General features: G+C 60.5%; 12 protein-coding genes, 2 tRNA genes and 1 pseudogene. 9 read left to right on the top strand and 6 right to left on the bottom strand.

Going from position 1 to position 14,373, the window contains the following annotated elements:
• Positions 1-35: 35 nt before the first annotated feature.
• On the top strand, positions 36-2,921 hold the full coding sequence (gene uvrA / locus Q0908_RS06975; RefSeq protein ID WP_299282208.1) for an excinuclease ABC subunit UvrA: 2,886 nt from the start codon (positions 36-38) through the stop codon (positions 2,919-2,921).
• A gap of 5 nt (positions 2,922-2,926) precedes the next feature.
• Here the strand turns inward: uvrA and mmsB are convergent, their stop codons facing one another.
• The 5 genes and pseudogenes from mmsB to Q0908_RS06955 all read right to left on the bottom strand — a co-directional run bounded on the left by mmsB (position 2,927) and on the right by Q0908_RS06955 (position 7,976).
• Positions 2,927-3,799 carry a 3-hydroxyisobutyrate dehydrogenase gene (gene mmsB, locus Q0908_RS20390; RefSeq protein WP_366868851.1) on the bottom strand — a complete coding sequence of 291 codons (873 nt, stop codon included), beginning with the start codon at positions 3,797-3,799 and terminating at the stop codon, positions 2,927-2,929.
• Between the two features lie 87 nt (positions 3,800-3,886).
• Positions 3,887-4,840, bottom strand: a pseudogene (locus Q0908_RS20385) (enoyl-CoA hydratase/isomerase family protein); the annotation flags it as partial.
• Entirely contained in the window at positions 4,837-5,979 is a 1,143-nt protein-coding gene (locus tag Q0908_RS06965; protein WP_299282203.1) for an acyl-CoA dehydrogenase family protein, read from the bottom strand. The pseudogene Q0908_RS20385 and the gene Q0908_RS06965, both read right to left, overlap by 4 nt.
• A gap of 61 nt (positions 5,980-6,040) precedes the next feature.
• Positions 6,041-6,475, bottom strand: a complete 435-nt coding sequence (locus Q0908_RS06960) for a hypothetical protein (protein ID WP_299282201.1) — start codon at positions 6,473-6,475, stop codon at positions 6,041-6,043.
• Between the two features lies 1 nt (position 6,476).
• The gene (locus tag Q0908_RS06955) at positions 6,477-7,976 is read right to left on the bottom strand and encodes a CoA-acylating methylmalonate-semialdehyde dehydrogenase (protein WP_299282200.1); all 1,500 of its coding nucleotides are present in this window, start codon (positions 7,974-7,976) and stop codon (positions 6,477-6,479) included.
• Between the two features lie 163 nt (positions 7,977-8,139).
• Here Q0908_RS06955 and Q0908_RS06950 point away from each other — a divergent pair, with 163 nt between their 5' ends.
• The 7 genes from Q0908_RS06950 (at position 8,140) to Q0908_RS06920 (ending at position 12,611) form a co-directional block, all read left to right on the top strand.
• The gene (locus Q0908_RS06950) at positions 8,140-9,072 is read left to right on the top strand and encodes a LysR family transcriptional regulator (RefSeq protein WP_299282198.1); all 933 of its coding nucleotides are present in this window, start codon (positions 8,140-8,142) and stop codon (positions 9,070-9,072) included.
• 178 nt (positions 9,073-9,250) lie between these two features.
• The gene (locus tag Q0908_RS06945; protein ID WP_299282196.1) at positions 9,251-9,685 is read left to right on the top strand and encodes a CBS domain-containing protein; all 435 of its coding nucleotides are present in this window, start codon (positions 9,251-9,253) and stop codon (positions 9,683-9,685) included.
• A 64-nt stretch (positions 9,686-9,749) separates the two neighbouring features.
• The gene (coaD, locus tag Q0908_RS06940; protein ID WP_299282194.1) at positions 9,750-10,241 is read left to right on the top strand and encodes a pantetheine-phosphate adenylyltransferase; all 492 of its coding nucleotides are present in this window, start codon (positions 9,750-9,752) and stop codon (positions 10,239-10,241) included.
• Positions 10,242-10,468: 227 nt separating this feature from the next.
• Positions 10,469-10,981: a hypothetical protein gene (locus tag Q0908_RS06935; RefSeq protein ID WP_299282192.1), complete on the top strand. Its 513-nt coding sequence runs from the start codon at positions 10,469-10,471 to the stop codon at positions 10,979-10,981.
• A 341-nt stretch (positions 10,982-11,322) separates the two neighbouring features.
• Entirely contained in the window at positions 11,323-12,261 is a 939-nt protein-coding gene (locus Q0908_RS06930; RefSeq protein ID WP_299282190.1) for a pirin family protein, read from the top strand.
• 131 nt (positions 12,262-12,392) lie between these two features.
• Positions 12,393-12,469, top strand: a tRNA-Asp gene (locus Q0908_RS06925).
• A gap of 65 nt (positions 12,470-12,534) precedes the next feature.
• Positions 12,535-12,611, top strand: a tRNA-Asp gene (locus tag Q0908_RS06920).
• Positions 12,612-12,643: 32 nt separating this feature from the next.
• Here the strand turns inward: Q0908_RS06920 and Q0908_RS06915 are convergent.
• Positions 12,644-13,414 carry a hypothetical protein gene (locus Q0908_RS06915; protein ID WP_299282189.1) on the bottom strand — a complete coding sequence of 257 codons (771 nt, stop codon included), beginning with the start codon at positions 13,412-13,414 and terminating at the stop codon, positions 12,644-12,646.
• 79 nt (positions 13,415-13,493) lie between these two features.
• On the opposite strand from Q0908_RS06915, the gene Q0908_RS06910 reads away from it, so the two are divergent.
• On the top strand, positions 13,494-14,366 hold the full coding sequence (locus Q0908_RS06910; RefSeq protein ID WP_299282187.1) for a glycosyltransferase family 2 protein: 873 nt from the start codon (positions 13,494-13,496) through the stop codon (positions 14,364-14,366).
• Positions 14,367-14,373: the final 7 nt, after the last annotated feature.

Below are 14,373 nucleotides of genomic sequence, written 5' to 3'. Positions count from 1 at the left end.
GACTATGTATGACAGGTTAATTCCGGGGGGCTGACATGGCCGAGCAAAAGAATATCGAGGTGCGCGGCGCGCGCGAGCACAACCTCAAATCCATCGACGTGGACATTCCGCGCGACCAACTGGTTGTAATCACCGGGCTTTCGGGGTCGGGCAAATCCAGCCTCGCCTTTGATACGATCTATGCCGAGGGGCAGCGCCGCTATGTGGAATCGCTGTCGGCCTATGCGCGTCAGTTCCTTGACATGATGCAGAAACCGGATGTGGATCACATCACGGGCCTGTCGCCCGCCATTTCCATCGAACAAAAGACGACGTCGAAAAACCCCCGTTCGACCGTCGGCACCGTGACCGAGATTTATGACTACATGCGCCTGCTGTTCGCGCGCGTCGGTACGCCCTATTCGCCTGAAACCGGCAAGCCCATCGAGGCGCAACAGGTGCAGGATATGGTGGACCGGATCATGGCGCTGGAGGAGGGTACGCGCGGCTATCTGCTGGCCCCCATAATCCGCGACCGCAAGGGCGAATACCGCAAGGAATTCATCGAGTTGCGCAAGCAGGGGTTCCAGCGGGTCAAGGTCGACGGGCAGTTCTACGAGTTGGACGAGCCGCCCACGCTCGACAAGAAATTCCGCCATGATATCGACGTTGTGGTAGATCGGATCGTGATCCGCGAGGGGTTGGAAACGCGGCTTGCCGACAGCTTGCGCACCGCGCTCGATTTGGCGGACGGCATCGCGATCCTCGAAACCGCCCCGACCGAGGGCGAGCCGGAACGCATGACGTTTTCTGAGAAATTTGCCTGCCCTGTTAGCGGCTTCACCATCCCAGAGATCGAACCGCGCCTGTTTTCCTTCAACGCGCCCTTCGGGGCTTGCCCGGCCTGTGACGGTCTGGGGCACGAGTTATTCTTTGACGAACGGCTTGTGGTGCCCGATCAGAACCTCAAGGTCTATGACGGCGCGCTGGCCCCGTGGCGCAAGGGCAAATCGCCTTATTTCCTGCAAACCATCGAAGCCATTGCAAAACATTATGAATTTGACGCCCAGACCAAGTGGAAAGACCTGCCCGCGCATGTGAAACAGGTGTTTCTATACGGCTCGGGCGACGAGGAATTGCCGTTCCGCTATGACGAGGGCGGGCGCGTCTATCAGGTCACGCGCGTGTTCGAAGGCGTCATTCCCAACATGGAGCGCCGCTACCGCGAGACGGACAGCAACTGGATCCGCGAAGAGTTCGAGCGTTACCAAAACAACCGCCCGTGCGGCGTCTGCGAGGGCTATCGGCTTCGTCCCGAGGCCCTGGCCGTGAAAATTGGCCCATCAGACAAGCCGGATGAATTGCTGCACGCGGGCCAGGTGGTCGAAATGTCGATCCGTGAGGCGTTTGAATGGTGCAATACGGTGCCCGAACACCTGACACAGCAGAAAAACGAGATCGCGCGGGCGATCCTGAAGGAAATTCGTGAGCGTCTTGGATTCCTGAATAACGTGGGTTTGGAGTATCTTACGCTCTCACGTTCAAGTGGTACTTTAAGTGGTGGCGAGAGCCAGCGTATTCGTCTGGCCAGCCAAATCGGGTCGGGGCTGACCGGGGTTCTCTACGTCCTTGATGAACCATCCATCGGCCTGCACCAACGCGACAATGACCGGCTTCTTGGCACACTCAAGAACCTGCGCGATCAAGGCAACACCGTGATCGTGGTCGAACATGACGAGGAAGCGATCCGCGAGGCGGACTATGTCTTTGACATTGGCCCCGGCGCAGGGGTGCATGGCGGGCAGGTGGTGGCACACGGCACGCCCGACGCGATCGCGGCCCACGCAGACTCAATCACTGGCCAATACCTGACGGGCGTGCGCGAGATTGCAGTGCCGACGACCCGGCGCAAGGGCAAGAAGAAGACACTGAAGGTGGTCAAGGCGACCGGCAACAACCTCCAAAACGTGACGGTCGACTTCCCGCTTGGCAAGTTCGTCTGCGTGACCGGGGTGTCGGGCGGGGGCAAATCCACGCTCACCATCGAGACGCTGTTCAAGACCGCCTCGATGCGCCTGAACGGGGCGCGCCAGACGCCCGCGCCTTGCGAGACGATCAAGGGGCTCGAACATCTCGACAAGGTCATAGACATCGACCAACGGCCCATCGGGCGCACGCCGCGCTCGAACCCGGCGACCTATACCGGTGCCTTTACCCCCATTCGCGACTGGTTTTCCGGCCTGCCCGAGTCCAAGGCGCGTGGCTACAAGCCTGGGCGTTTTTCGTTCAACGTCAAGGGCGGGCGCTGCGAGGCCTGTCAGGGCGACGGTGTCATCAAGATCGAGATGCACTTCCTGCCGGATGTCTATGTGGAATGCGAGACCTGCAAGGGCGCGCGCTACAACCGCGAAACGCTCGAGATCAAGTTCAAGGGCAAGTCCATTGCCGACGTGCTCGACATGACGGTGGAGGATGCGCAGACCTTCTTTGCCGCTGTGCCGTCGATCCGCGAAAAGATGGATGCGCTGATGCGGGTTGGACTAGGGTACATCAAGGTCGGCCAGCAGGCCACGACCCTGTCGGGGGGCGAGGCGCAGCGGGTCAAATTGTCCAAGGAACTGTCCAAACGCTCGACGGGTCGCACGCTTTATATTCTGGACGAGCCTACGACGGGCCTCCACTTCGAAGATGTACGCAAGCTATTGGAAGTGCTGCATGAATTGGTCGATCAGGGCAATTCGGTGATCGTGATCGAACACAATCTGGACGTGGTGAAAACCGCCGATTGGATCATCGATATCGGCCCCGAAGGAGGCGATGGGGGTGGTAAGGTTGTCGCGACTGGTACGCCCGAAGCGGTCGCCGAGGTCGCCGAAAGCCACACCGGTCACTACCTCAAGCCGATGCTGGCCCCCAAGCCCAAGAAGGTCGCGGCAGAGTAGGGGCGTCAGCCCCGTCCGCGCCGCTCGAACCGGGGCAGCATTGCGCTGAAATCGCGCCCCCGCCCGTCTTCGTCCTCGACGAAGGCACGGTAAAGTTCGAGCGCGCGTGCGCCCATGGGTGTGTCCGCATCGACCGCCTCGGCGGCCTGCTGGCTTAGGCCGAGGTCTTTGAGCATCAATTCAGCCGCAAAACCGGGTTGATAGTCATTGTCCGCCGGGCTTTGCGGGCCCACACCGGGGGCCGGACAATAGGCGTTCATCGACCAGCTATTGCCCGAGGATGTGCTGGCCACATCGAACATCTTTTGCCGATCCAGCCCCAATTTGTCGGCCAAAGCAAAGGCTTCGCAGGTGGCGATCATGGTGGCCCCGAGGATCATGTTGTTGCAGATCTTCGCCGCTTGCCCCGCACCCGCATCGCCGCAATGCACGGCCTTCTGGCCCATGATGTCGAACAGGGGTTCTGCGGTGGCAAAGGCGTCCGCGCTGCCCCCGGCCATGAAGGTCAGTGTGCCGCCCGCCGCCCCGCCGATCCCGCCCGACACCGGCGCATCAACGGCCAACAGCCCCGCGGCGTAGGCTTGCTCGGCCACGGCCCGCGCGCTTTCCACATCCACGGTCGAACAGTCGATCAATGTCGCACCTGAACGCATGGCCGGGATGATCGTGGCCGTCACATCGCGCAGGATGGTGCCATTGGGCAGCATGGTAATTACCACATCCATGTCCCGCGCAGCCGCCTCTGCATCGGGGGCCTGGGCCACGCCTTTCGCGGTGGTGCCCGCCACGTCGAAGCCGGTCACGCTATGCCCGGCGGCGGCGAGGTTGGCGGCCATCGGCGCGCCCATATTGCCCAGTCCAATAAAGCCGATCTTCATTCCCGTTCCTCCGAGTTTCAGGGCCATTTCCTTGAGCGGCATCAACATCTTGCTGACCGCGCTGGTGGGTACGAGCATGTCTGCGAACTGCCATTTCGGGCTGCGGTCCTTGTCGATGATCGCGGCCCTGATCCCTTCGAGGAAGTCGCCATGTTCCATCGCGCGCGCGGTAAAGCGGTATTCCAGATCCAGCGCCTTCTCCATGCTGAGCGACGGGCCGCGCAGCCGGTGCAGGATCTCGATCGCGCAGGCCATCGACAGCGGGCTGTTGCGCCCCATCGCCTTCAGGGTGTCGCGCGCGAAATCGCTGTCGTCCTGCCGCAGGGTCGTCAGCACATCGCCCAGGGTGCGCCCGTGAAAGTGGCGGTCGATGTCGCCCATGCGGTTCTGGATGGGGCCGGGGGCAGGGGTGATCGCCGCTGCGTCGAGGGCGGAGACGTCCCCGGTTGTCTCAAGCCCTGCGATGAGGTCCGGCCAGCCAGCTTCGGGCACGTAAACGTCTGCGAATCCTGCAAATATCGCGTCCGACCCGTTCATCCGCGCGCCCGTCGTGCCGAGATATTCACCAAGCCGGTCCGGCGCGAGGGCCAGCATTAGGCTGCCACCCACATCGGGCACCAGACCGATGCCGCATTCGGGCATCGCGATCTGGCTGCTTTCGCCCACGACCCGGTGTGATCCGTGACAGCCGATGCCGACACCGCCACCCATGGTAAAGCCTTGCAGGAAGCTCACGACGGGTTTGGGGTACTGAAAAATCTTGTGGTTCAGCCGGTATTCATCGGCCCAGAACTTCTGGCCATAGGCGTAATCGCCTTGGGTGCCCGTGGCATAGAGTTCGGCAATGTCGCCGCCCGAGCAGAACGCACGCTCGCCTTCGGCGTCGAACACGATGAGGTCCACGGCCGGGTTCGTCCGCCATGTATCCAGTGCGGCTTCGATGGCCAGACACATCTCGTAGGTCATCGCGTTCAGCGCCTGCGGGCGTTGCAGGGTGATGCGGCCCGCGCGGCCTGTGATGCGGATCGAAATATCGCTCATCGGTTTTTCAGCATGTCGCGGGCGACGATGACGCGCATGATCTCGTTTGTGCCTTCGAGGATCTGGTGGACGCGCAGATCGCGCACGAGTTTTTCGATCCCGTAATCGGCGAGATAGCCGTAGCCGCCATGGAGTTGCAGGCATTGATCGACGACTTTCGATCCCGCCTCGGTCACGAACTTCTTGGCCATCGCGCAGAATTTGGTGGCGTCCGGTGCCCCCTGATCCAGCTTCCACGCCGCCTGACGCAAAAAAGTGCGCGCGGCCTGCAACTCTATCTCCATATCGGCAAGGCGAAATTGCAACCCCTGGAACTGGTCGATGGGCTGACCAAAGGCCTTGCGTTCGCCCATATACAGCAATGTGCTGTTCAGGGCCGTCTGCGCCGCCCCAAGCGAACAGGCCGCAATGTTCAGACGGCCCCCATCCAGGCCCATCATCGCATATTTGAAACCTTGACCCTCTTCACCTACCAGATTGGCGCTGGAAATGTTGCAATTGTCAAACTGGACTTGAGCGGTCGGTTGGCTGCGCCAGCCCATCTTGTCCTCAAGCGCGCCGAAACTCAGGCCGTCTGTGCCGTCCTCGACCAGCACGGTGGACACACCCTTGGGACCATCCTCGCCAGTGCGAACCATGCAGACATAAGCGTCGGAATAGCCCCCGCCCGAGATGAACGCCTTGGTCCCGTTGAGGATATAACCCTCGTTCGTGCGCTCGGCCTTTGTGCGCAGGGCGGCCGCGTCGGACCCGCTGCCGGGTTCGGTCAGGCAATAGCTGAGCACGGTTTGCATGGTCAGCACATCCGGCATCACCCGCGCCTTCATTTCGTCGCTGCCGAAACTGTCGATCATCTTGGCACACATGTTGTGGATCGACAGAAAGGCGGCGACCGACGGGCAAGCCATGCTGAGCGCTTCGAAGACCAGTGTTGCATCCAGACGACCCAGACCCGCGCCACCCGATGTCTCGGGCACATACAGCCCCGCAAAGCCCAACGCGCCAACCTCGGGCCAGAGCGTCTTGGGGATGGTGCCCGCCGCTTCCCATTCGCGGGCGAAGGGCGCGATCTGCTCTTGCCCGAAGGCATATGCCATGTCGAAAATCGCGATCTGTTCCTCTGTCAGGGCAAAGTCCATGACGCCTCCGGTTTGGTAACTTTTCCAATTGAACGCACGTTAAGTTTCGATCCTTGCCAGACTATTGCAAGGCCGGACCATCGACGCAGGGCAGGAGCGAGGCGATGCTGGTTTCGGACTGGCCGAGCAAGGCAAGCGCGTTGGCCTCACTGTCCTGCACAAGCGGCACAACCGCGTCCACATCCGCCCAGGATCGCATGAACATCGCGCTGACCTCTTTGCTGATCGGGGTGGGGGCAATATAGACGACGAGCGATTGCACACCCGCCCCGGCCAGCCGTTCGGCCTTGGTCGCCTGCAACTCCATGAACCGCACATAGTCCTTTTCAAAGCCGGTGATGTCGGTCATGTCGACAAGTTGCTTTTGCCCCGCCGCATAATGGCGATCCCCCACATAGGCGCGCGACGCCGCCACCGTTTCATCGATGGTGGCAAAGCCGGCATACCGGACCACGACAAGGCCGCGTCTCGGGAAAATGCGGAAGGAAACGGGCATATTACTCCATGACAGGGATCGAAAATTCGCCGCCTTCTTTGATGCCGGACGGCCAGCGTGCGGTGACGGTTTTGGTGCGGGTGTAGAACTTGAAGGCGTCGGGCCCGTGCTGGTTCAGATCGCCAAACACCGATTTCTTCCAGCCCCCGAAGGTGTGATAGGCCAACGGCACCGGGATTGGTACGTTGATCCCCACCATGCCGATGTTGATCCGGTTTGCAAAGTCCCGCGCCGCATCCCCATCGCGGGTAAAGATCGCGGTGCCATTGCCATATTCGTGGTCCATCGCAAGGCCAAGCGCCTCTTCGTAGCTTTGGGCGCGCACGGTCGACAGGACGGGGCCAAAGATCTCTTGGGTGTAGATGTCCATGTCCTTGGTCACGTTATCGAAGAGGTGCGGGCCAACGAAATATCCGTCCTCATAGCCCTGCAATTTGAAGTCACGCCCGTCAACAACCAGCTTGGCCCCCTGATCGACGCCCGATTGCACAAGCCGTTCGATATTGGCCTTGGCCGCAGCCGTCACAACGGGCCCGTAATCCACGTCATTGCCCGAGGTGTAGGGGCCGACTTTCAGCTTTTCGATGCGCGGCACCAGCTTTTCGATCAGGCGGTCGGCGGTCTCATCCCCCACGGGCACGGCCACCGAGATCGCCATGCACCGCTCACCTGCGGCACCGTATCCAGCGCCGACAAGGGCGTCGGCGGCCTGATCCATGTCTGCATCAGGCATGATGATCATGTGGTTCTTGGCCCCGCCGAAACACTGCACGCGTTTGCCGTTCGCACAGCCCGTGGCATAGATGTATTCCGCAATCGGGGTCGATCCGACAAAGCCGATCGATTGGATCACATCGTGATGCAGGATCGCATCCACGGCTTCCTTGTCGCCGTTCACGACTTGCAGGATGCCGGGCGGCAGTCCCGCTTCCTCCATCAACTCGGCCAGCATCAGAGGCACGGACGGGTCACGTTCGGAGGGTTTCAGGATAAAGGCGTTGCCGCACGCAATGGCGGGCGCAAACATCCACATCGGGATCATGGCGGGGAAGTTGAAGGGTGTGATGCCAGCCGTCACCCCAAGCGCCTGACGCATGGAGTACATGTCGATGCCGGGGCCCGCGCTGTCGGTATATTCGCCTTTCAGCAGGTGGGGCGCGCCGATGCAGTACTCCACAACCTCAAGCCCGCGCTGCACGTCACCGGCGGCATCCGGCAGCGTCTTGCCATGTTCGCGGCTAAGCGCCTCGGCCAGCTTGTCCATGTCGCGGTTGAGCAGATCGACAAATTTCATCATCACCCGCGCTCGGCGTTGTGGATTGACAGCAGCCCACGCCACCTGCGCCTTTGCCGCAACCTCAACCGCGTGCGCCACTTCGTCAGCCGACGCGAGCGGGACCTTGGCCTGCACCTCGCCTGTGGCCGGGTTCATCACATCCGCGAACCGACCTGATGTGCCTTTGACGTGCGCGCCGCCGATGTAATGGGTGAGTTCTTGCATGATGTCTCCTGCGGTGCGCGGGTGCGCGTGTGACGGTAAGGACCGATATCTGTGCGATCCGTGTTGGGCCAATGATAGTCTTGCAAAATGCGGTGTAAAAGAGGCAACTGAGCAAAACCGTTTTGCATTTTTGCAGAATGGAAGATGTCAGAAAGGGCTGGATTTGCAAACGCGATGGGATGATCTGCGCCTGTTTCTCGCCGTGGCGCGTGCCGAAACACTGTCAGGGGCCAGCAAGGCCGTGCGCTTGGATGCCGCGACACTTGGGCGACGCGTGGCCCGGCTTGAGCGGGATTTGAACACGGTCTTGTTCGTGAAATCGCCGCAGGGCTACGCGCTTACCGATATGGGAGAGCGGTTGATGGTACGCGCCCAGGCGGCCGAGGTGGCGATGCGGGCCGCGACCGATGACGTGGCCGGGCATGACGGGGCCGCAGGCAATGCGCGTTCTGCCGCGCTGAGCGGGCAGATCCGCATTGGTGCCCCGGATGGCTGTGCGAATTTTCTGCTGCCGCAAGTCTGCGCCGATCTCAGCGCGCGCCACCCGGATCTGGACATTCAGATCGTGGCGCTGCCGCGTGTGTTCAACCTGTCGCGCCGCGAGGCGGACCTGGCCATTGCAGTCAGCGCGCCCACGGCGGGGCGTCTGACGGTGCAGCGGATCACGGATTACAAGCTGCACTTTGCGGCGGGGGCTCAATATTTGGCCAGCGCGCCCCCGATCCGCACCCTGCGCGATCTGCAAGGCCACCGGATCATCGGCTACATCCCCGACATGATCTTTGACCGCGAGCTGGACTACCTTGCGGATGCAGGCTTGCCGCGTGTGGCGCTGACCTCCAATTCGGTCTCGGTGCAGTTGAACCTGCTGCGTCAGGGCGGCGGGGTCGGGGTCGTGCATGATTTCGCGCTTGATGCGGCCCCCGACGTGCGGCGCATTTTGATGGATGCGTTTTCGATCACACGCAGCTTTTTCCTGATCCGGCACTCCGCAGATCAAGGCCAGGGGCGATTAAGCCGTTTTGCGACTCTGCTCACGCAGGGTTTGCGCGCAGAGGTTGCACGGTTGGAAAAAGCGGCGGTGGACTGCGTTTAAATCTATTTTTTGCAGATGGTTGCGGTCGATACTTCAAGTCGGTCACTGGTATCACGTCTCTGCCTGCCGTGAGGGACTTGGATCGGCGACAGACCGCACCGCGCCCACGACGGGCTTGACACCGACCGGGTCAGGACACGACGCTGGTGGTGACCAGGCCAAATTGAAGGAGCCTCCGATGCTCGTCCACCAGATTCTCAAGTCGAAATCCGACGATGCAGTTGTCACCGTCAAACCCGCCACAAAGGTGTCTGAAGCGGTGCAAATCCTGGCCGAGCGCAAGATCGGGACCGTGGTTGTCTCCGCAGACGGGCACAACGCCCAAGGCATCCTGTCAGAGCGCGATATCGTGCGGGTGCTGGCCAAACGGGGCGGGGCGATCCTGAACGACCCGGTTGAAAAATTCATGACTTCCAAACTGGTCACCTGCCAGCGCAATGACAGCGCCGATGATGTGTTGCAGCAAATGACCGAAGGCCGGTTCCGCCACATGCCTGTGGTCGAGGAGGGCCAGCTTGTCGGCCTCATCACGCTTGGTGATGTGGTCAAGGCCCGGCTGACCGAGTTGGCGATGGAAAAAGACGCCCTTCAGGGCATGATCATGGGCCACTGAGCCGACTTGCGTTCCGCCAGCGTTAATGGTGCAGTGCAACGATCAAGACTGACGGAGGCGTCCCATGCGCATCGGCCTGTACCCTGGCACATTCGACCCGATCACGTTGGGCCATATCGACATCATCCGCCGCGCCAGTCCAATGGTCGACCGCCTTGTTATCGGGGTCGCCATCAACCGCGACAAGGGGCCACTGTTTTCGCTCGAAGAACGCGTGGCCATGATCGAGGCCGAATGCGCCAAGCTGAGCGAGCAGACCGGCACCGAGATCATAGCGCACCCGTTCGAAAACCTGCTGATTGACTGTGCCGCGGATGTGGGTGCGCGGATTATCTTTCGCGGCCTGCGCGCGGTTGCGGATTTCGAGTATGAATTCCAGATGGTCGGCATGAACCGGCAACTCAATGACAGTATCGAGACGGTGTTTCTGATGGCCGAAGCCGAACATCAGGCGATTGCGTCGAAACTGGTCAAGGAAATCGCGCGCCTAGGCGGAGATGTGAGCAAGTTCGTGACCCCGCTGGTGAATGACGCGATGCGCAAGCGGTTTGGGTGAGGGTTGGACAGGGTTTTTTGGGGGTTGTTTGGCGGACGAAGCTATCATTCGTAAGCTTCTGACGAATGTCTGCCAACAAATTAACCAATCGTGATCACCGACGTAATTTTTCCGACACGGTTTCGCCCAACAAAGGCTGGAATGTAGGAACTTAATGTCGGAATTACAAAACTGGCTCTAGACGACGACCTCTCATGGCTTTGACACCCTACGCTGACGCAAGCAGCATGACGCTCATTATCAGCGTTCAAAACGATGGTTCCGTCGCTCAAATGAGCAAAGACCTTAATGATGCGCTAACGCTTGTTCGGGAGAGTCTGAGCGACGATGACCTGTATTACTCTACCATTGATTTGTCTGGAACGTGGCGTCCCGGTGATTGCGAACTTGACTCCTGGGACGAACCCTTCAGCTCCGCGTGGCAAAAACTCATATCTATACCGGCGATGCGCGAACCGCTTGCCGCTTGGCTTGGTAGCGTCGTTTCTCTGATCAAGGAAAATCAAGACAACCAAATGAGCTGTATCAGCGAGCACGACGAAGCCCAATTCGGCGAGGTGCCAGCATCCTATCTTGCGTCAGCAGACAAGCGTTATGTGCCGATCTACGCCGACCTGTTGGGGGTTTGGGATTTGGGTCATGCCGTTTCACAATTTGACGTGGTTGAACAGTTGATCGCAGTGCACGGCGAAAATGCCGATACCAATGCACTCAAAGAAACCGTGGCAGACTGGCTGTAGCCAAGTCCATAGAGGCAACATTGTAACTGGGAGACCGTAACTACAACAGTCCTACAAGAGGCGTTTTGAAATGCTGGCCTACGGCACGCAAAGCGGACATTCAATCACAACGCAGCATCCGTAGAATGGGCTCAAACCCGACCTTCCCGCACAAAACCTGCCCATCTCGGACGCACCTAATACTCACCCTAAAGCTCTCGCCGATCACCCCTACCATTCATACCAACCCGCGAGCGGACAGTCTGTGCACCGCTGCACCCACCCCCGCCATTATTCGCGGATTGTGTGCCCTCGCCATTGCGGTATTGTTCTGGCACCGTCGCATACATGGAGCGCCCGAGATGAGCTGGAATCCCGCCCTTGATCCTGATTGCCCCAAAGGTGATGCGGTGGATGCGATTGAGATGGTGATTGTCCCGCGTGCCCGCGATCTGGGCGGGTTCGAGGTGCGCCGCGCCTTGCCTGCGCCCAAGCGCCAGATGGTTGGACCGTTTATCTTTTTCGACCAGATGGGTCCGGCTGAGTTCGTGACAGGTAAAGGCATCGACGTGCGCCCGCATCCCCATATCGGGCTGGCGACGGTGACCTATCTTTACAAGGGCAAGATCCATCACCGTGACAGTCTGGGCACGGATCAGTGGATCGAGCCGGGGGCGGTCAACTGGATGGTGGCGGGCCATGGCATCACCCATTCCGAACGTACCGACGGCGAGATCCGGGAGCGGCCCCATGATCTGTTTGGCATCCAGACGTGGGTCGCGCTGCCCAAGGATGCCGAGGACGATCCGGCCGATTTTGAGCACGCGCCAAAGGATGCGCTCCCGTATCTGCAAGGCGAGGGCAAAGAGGTACGCCTCATCCTCGGGGATGCCTGGGGCGAGCGGGCACCGGTCAAGACCGCGTCCGAGATGTTCTATGCCGATGCGATCCTTGAGGCGGGGGCCAGCATTCCGCTGCCTGACAACCACGAGGATCGCGGGGTATATGTCGTTCAAGGCAAGATTTCCGTGGGCGGTGAGGTGTTCGAGGCGGGCAAAATGATGGTGTTTCGCCCCGGTGACGCGCTCAGCCTGAAGGCCGGCGCACAGGGCGCGCGCCTGATGATGCTGGGCGGGGCGACATTGGAAGGGTCCCGCCATATCTGGTGGAATTTCGTGGCCTCCTCAAAGGAACGGATCGAGGCGGCCAAAGAGGCGTGGCGCGCAGGGGACTGGGCCCATGGCCGCTTCCGATTGCCGCCCGGTGACGAGGATGAATTTATCCCGGCACCGGCCAACTGAAGCGTCCTCGCGCCGTCGTCCCGCAGCGGCGCGGGTGTGACCGCTTTGTCGATTGCACAATTTGGCGCAATAACCTCAAAACCCTGCTTGACGGGGCAGGGCGGGCCACATATGACCGCAAAACGCAGCGGGCGGTTGTAGCTCAGTTGGTTAGAGTACCGGCCTGTCACGCCGGGGGTCGCGGGTTCGAGCCCCGTCAACCGCGCCACTGCTGCCAGCCTGTCATGGCTTTGAGATGACCGCCGGCCCCGGCGTTAACCCGGCAACAGATGCGCGGTTGTAGCTCAGTTGGTTAGAGTACCGGCCTGTCACGCCGGGGGTCGCGGGTTCGAGCCCCGTCAACCGCGCCATTTCCCTTAGTTGTCAAACGACCCACAGCCCCTCAAACAGCGTAGTGGTATCCAAGAGCCGCCTCAAGTTCGGAGTCCAGTTGCGACATGGCCCAGGCCTTGTCCTCATCCGACCACACCTCGGGCGGCTTTTCACGTCCCCTCACCGTCGGGCGAAACCGATTGCCCATGTTGCGGGTGATGGGGCGATAGCCGCGTTCGGTGGGGGCCAGATCAAAGACGGTGCTCAGATCGTTCACAAAGGCCTCGGGCTGGTCGCGAAACGCTTCAAAGCGGACCAGCACAATATTGGACTCCCGTTGCAACATTCCCAGAAGGCTCCGGGCCTTGAGCGCCCTCATCTCGAAGATGTTCGAAAACCGGGTGCCGTGGATCGGGTGGCGGTCAAATTGCAGCATATGCCCATCGACTTGCAGCTCGGGGTGGATCATCTCGAAATCTGTGGTGCGATCAACAACCCCGTCCCATGGGGCGCGCAGGAATTCGGAAAAGGACAGCGATTGCATGGCGTCGTCGGCGTGCCATGGGCGCTTATAAAGCGAGGCCGCCCAATCAAAGGCGTTTCTGAAGGCGCAGACCACGACCATGGAGCGTGGAATGGCCACCATGGCCGGAAATCCATGCTTCCAACCCAGTGCTTCGGTACGGTGCAGCCTGACGGATTTCGTGATGGTTTTGCGCACCACATTGGTGCCACAGCCCCGTTCGCCCAGCACCTGAAACATGTCGCACTCGGTCTCGGTATGTCGATGCATGAGCCAGCCTGTCTGGCTCATCGCGGCACCCGGTTGATCAAGTGACATATTCTGCCCTTTTCGATTCTCTTTGCAGTCGCGAGAGGGTAACCTTTGCGCCAGAGGACAAGAAACAGGTTTTTTCGATATGCAGACAGTGGCCGCCGTCACCATGGTGCGCGATGACGCGTTTTTTCTGAAGGCGTGGCTGCGCCATTACGGCGAGATGTTCGGGCGCGAAAACTGCTACATCGTCAACCATGGCCGCGGGGCCGAGGTGGCCGCCCTGGCCGAGGGGTGCAACATCATCGGCATTCCCGGAGATCCACACAAGAATTTCGACGTCAAACGGTGGGGCCTGCTGAATAACATCATGGGCGGTTTGCGCCGCTATTATCGCCATGTGATTGTGGGCGATGTGGATGAACTGGTGATCCGTGACCCGGACGCGGGCGGCACGCTGCTGGACTATCTTGAGGACGCGCCGGAGGGGCGGGTGCTGACGCCTCTGGGCTTTGAGGTTATCCACCGCATCGATCTGGAGCCTGACCCGATTGAGGATCACATCCTTGGCCCGCGTCGCCATGTGCGCCCCGCGCCGCACTATTCCAAACCGTGCATCATTTCGGCCCCCGTCAAGGTCGCGCGCGGTGGCCATTTCACCCAGTTCGACAAGATTTTTGCACCCGATGACCTCTATCTCATGCACCTCAAATTCTGCGATTTCGGGGCCTATGTCGGCGTGATGGACCACCGCAACAAAGTGACCGAAGAGGTGCAGGCGGGTGTGAAAGAAGCAGCGATTGGCCGCCACTGGTTTGCTGAAGCGCGCGGAGAGGATCGCGCGGTCTTTGAGGGGTTCGCCGACCTGCGCATGGTGGAGGGGTTTGACATGACTCCGCTGCGCCGACGGATGCGCCGTAGTTTCAAACCACGCGGAACGACCGGGTTTTACCACTTTGACCGGCCCGACTATGGTACCCAATATGAGCTGCCCGAGCGGTTTTTCGGCGTGATCTAAGCGTCGG

Origin of the sequence: uncultured Tateyamaria sp. (assembly GCF_947494755.1) — a bacterium.
Classification (GTDB): Bacteria; Pseudomonadota; Alphaproteobacteria; order Rhodobacterales; family Rhodobacteraceae; genus Tateyamaria.
The sequence above is the reverse complement of the archived record's forward strand: the minus strand, read 5'-3'. Positions and strand labels throughout refer to the sequence as shown.